Here is a 2,500-nt window from a genome sequence, read left to right on the forward strand (position 1 = left end):
TGGTTGCGGGGGCAGGATTTGAACCTGCGGCCTTCAGGTTATGAGCCTGACGAGCTACCGGGCTGCTCCACCCCGCGTTACCAGCGTAAACCGCTTTGCGGTTTATCGCACCTCGAGCGAACCGTTGGGGTCCGTCGGAGCCTGAGCAAGTTGGCTGGTCCAACTTGCGTGATCGGGGCAAATCCGAAGGATTTGTCCCGTGTTCCCGTGGCACCTTATTTCGGAGCCGGGCGTATAACTGTATGCCTTTAGAAGCGACAAAGGCCGCTTTTGAGCGGCCTATTGTAACACGGCTTAGCCGTTTTTGTGTCGAGAAGATTTAAATCATCGGACAAACCCTGATGGGTTTATCCGGCGTTGCGTTTTGCAGACCTGGCAGCGACCTACTCTCCCGCGTCTTGAGACGAAGTACCATGGGCGCAGGGGCGTTTCACGGCCGTGTTCGGAAAGGGAACGGGTGCAGCCACCCCGCCATAACCACCAGGTCAGCGAAGCGCAACGTTTGAGAAGCTGGTGAAGAGAGGATGGAGGCAATAGCCTTCATGTCTCTTGTCTTTTTTTGAACACGTCAGATGCATCGTGTGATGAACACGAGCAATGGGAACGATCAAGCCAATCGAGCTATTAGTACCGGTAAGCTTCATGCGTTGCCGCACTTCCACACCCGGCCTATCAACGTGGTCGTCTACCACGGCTCTGATAGGGAACACTCGTTTTCAGGTGGGTTTCCCGCTTAGATGCCTTCAGCGGTTATCCCTTCCATATATAGCTACCCTGCTATGCCCTTGGCAGGACAACAGGTCCACCAGAGATATGTCCATCCCGGTCCTCTCGTACTAGGGACAGATCCTGTCAATATTCCTACACCCACGGCAGATAGGGACCGAACTGTCTCACGACGTTCTGAACCCAGCTCACGTACCGCTTTAATTGGCGAACAGCCAAACCCTTGGGACCTGCTCCAGCCCCAGGATGCGATGAGCCGACATCGAGGTGCCAAACAACCCCGTCGATATGGACTCTTGGGGGTCATCAGCCTGTTATCCCCGGCGTACCTTTTATCCGTTGAGCGATGGCCCTTCCACGCGGGACCACCGGATCACTATGACCGACTTTCGTCTCTGCTCGACTTGTCAGTCTCGCAGTCAGGCGGGCTTATGCCATTGCACTCGACGACCGATTTCCGACCGGTCTGAGCCCACCATCGCGCGCCTCCGTTACTCTTTCGGAGGCGACCGCCCCAGTCAAACTACCCACCATACACTGTCCCGGATCCGGATGACGGACCGCGGTTAGACATCCATGACGATAAGGGTGGTATTTCAAGGATGGCTCCACAAGAACTGGCGTCCCTGCTTCAAAGCCTACCACCTATCCTACACATGCCGACACGAATGCCAGTGTAAAGCTATAGTAAAGGTGCACGGGGTCTTTCCGTCTGACCGCAGGAACCCCGCATCTTCACGGGGAATTCAATTTCACTGAGTCTATGTTGGAGACAGCGGGGAAGTCGTTACGCCATTCGTGCAGGTCGGAACTTACCCGACAAGGAATTTCGCTACCTTAGGACCGTTATAGTTACGGCCGCCGTTTACTGGGGCTTCGATTCAGAGCTTGCACCCCTCCTCTTAACCTTCCAGCACCGGGCAGGCGTCAGACCCTATACGTCGTCTTGCGACTTCGCAGAGCCCTGTGTTTTTGGTAAACAGTCGCTACCCCCTGGTCTGTGCCACCCTCACATGCTTGCGCACATAAGGGTCACGCTTCTTCCGAAGTTACGCGTGCAATTTGCCGAGTTCCTTCAACATAGTTCTCTCAAGCGCCTTGGTATACTCTACCTGACCACCTGTGTCGGTTTCGGGTACGGTCTATACGGTGGAGCTATTTCCTGGAACCGCGTCCCTGCAAGATCAATCCAATAAGACCTTACAAGTTAAGCAATCCGTCACTACCACCAGGCCCACGAATATTAACGTGGTTCCCATCGACTACGCGTGTCCGCCTCGTCTTAGGGGCCGGCTAACCCTGCTCAGATTAACTTTAAGCAGGAACCCTTGGTCTTTCGGCGAGAGGGTCTCTCACCCTCTTTATCGTTACTCATGTCAACATTCGCACTTCCGATACCTCCAGGATGCCTCACGGCTGTCCCTTCACAGGCTTACGGAACGCTCCGCTACCACTCCTCAAAGAGGAATCCTCAGCTTCGGTGCATGGCTTTAGCCCCGTTACATTTTCGGCGCAAAGACCCTTGACTAGACCAGTGAGCTGTTACGCTTTCTTTAAATGATGGCTGCTTCTAAGCCAACATCCTGGTTGTTTTGGGATCCTCACATCCTTTCCCACTTAGCCATGACTTGGGGACCTTAGCTGGAGGTTAGGGTTGTTGCCCTTTTCACGACGGACGTTAGCACCCGCCGTGTGTCTGCCGAGTAGTACTTCCCGGTATTCGGAGTTTGGTTAGGATCAGTAAGACGGTGAGTCCCCATAGCCCATCCAGTGC

At 54.5% G+C, this 2,500-nt stretch carries 1 tRNA gene and 2 rRNA genes (1 of these 3 cut by a window edge); all 3 read right to left on the reverse strand.

The window, feature by feature from the left end:
- Positions 1-77, reverse strand: a tRNA-Met gene (locus ACXHXG_RS32005).
- A 293-nt stretch (positions 78-370) separates the two neighbouring features.
- A 5S ribosomal RNA gene (gene rrf / locus ACXHXG_RS32010) occupies positions 371-485 on the reverse strand.
- A gap of 118 nt (positions 486-603) precedes the next feature.
- Positions 604-2,500 (reverse strand): 23S ribosomal RNA (locus ACXHXG_RS32015); it runs 997 nt beyond the window's last position.

It is taken from the genome of Rhizobium sp. LEGMi-198b, assembly GCF_054114205.1.